This is a genomic window from Janthinobacterium sp. GW458P, assembly GCF_002127585.1.
GTDB lineage: Bacteria > Pseudomonadota > Gammaproteobacteria > Burkholderiales > Burkholderiaceae_D > Janthinobacterium.
The window spans coordinates 1-1,045 of record NZ_NEGZ01000145.1 but is presented as its reverse complement, the minus strand read 5'-3'; the positions used below and the strand labels follow the sequence as shown (position 1 = coordinate 1,045).

At 68.5% G+C, this 1,045-nt stretch carries 1 protein-coding gene and 1 pseudogene; both read left to right on the top strand.

Annotation, left to right across the window (positions count from 1 at the left end):
• Nucleotides 1-495, top strand: a pseudogene (locus CBW50_RS28460) (DUF4974 domain-containing protein); the annotation flags it as partial.
• A gap of 225 nt (nucleotides 496-720) precedes the next feature.
• Nucleotides 721-1,045: hypothetical protein (locus tag CBW50_RS28455; protein ID WP_139842720.1), on the top strand; the 325-nt coding region annotated here is incomplete at its 3' end.

Genomic DNA, 1,045 nt, shown 5'->3' with positions numbered 1-1,045 from the left:
CTGCTGGCCGGCGAGGCGGAATTCCAGGCCGGCCCGCGCGGCGCGGCGCGCCTGCGCGTGCAGGCGGGCGACGGCAGCGTGTCGGCCGGCAGCGCGCGCTTCAATATCCGGCTGTTCGGCCAGGAAGTGTGCGTGACCTGCCTGGCGGGCCGCTTGCGCGTGATGCAGGCAGGCAACGATGCGGAACTGGCCGCCGGCGAGCAGCTGCGCTACCGGCCCGAGCATTTCGGCCTCACGCGCGCGGTGGCGGCCAGCGAAGTCAGCGCCTGGCGCCAGCGGCTGCTGGTTTTTAAACAAAGCACCCTGGCCGAGGTGGTGGCGGAAGTGAACCGCTATCGTCCCGGCAAGCTGATCCTCAATGGCGAGACCCTGAAACAGACCCGCGTGCAAGCCAGTTTTTCGCTCGACCGCCTCGAAGACGTGATCGCCCTGATCCAGGATGCGTATGGCGCGCGCGTGACGCGCTTGCCTGGTGGCATCGTGCTGTTCGGCTGAGTCCCGCCTTGGCGCGCCAAGGCGGGGCACCAAGGCGGCGCGCCAAGGCGGTGCGCCAAGGCGGGGCGCCAATTATGACATTTTGATGACCTTTTGCAGTCCCGGACCGTATTCCCTGTCAATGCTGCTGGAAGCCGCGAATCAGTGCCTGCCGCCCGCCCCGTGCGTGGTGCGCGCCGCCTCGCGATATCGGTCAGCAACGGAACATGAAAAGGGAATGTCGCCATGCAGCGAAGCAAGTCGGTCACGAAACACGCATCCTCCTCCGCCATGGCGGGCAACCGGACCGGGCGCCCGGTGCGCCTGAAACCGCTGGCGCTGGCCATCGCCATGCTGCTGCAGGCGGGCGGCGCGCAGGCGCAGCAGCCGTTCAGCGGCGCCTGGTTTGCCGGCAAGGGTGCGCAGCAGGGCACGGCCACCGCCACGGGACGCTTGCCGAATGGCCAGCCGGCCACGTCGCTGAACAATCCCCTGCTGCAGCAGCAGAAGGCCGAAGGCAAGCTGCAGCAATCGCTGAACAACCTGTTGCTGGCCGCGCGCGGCATCGCCG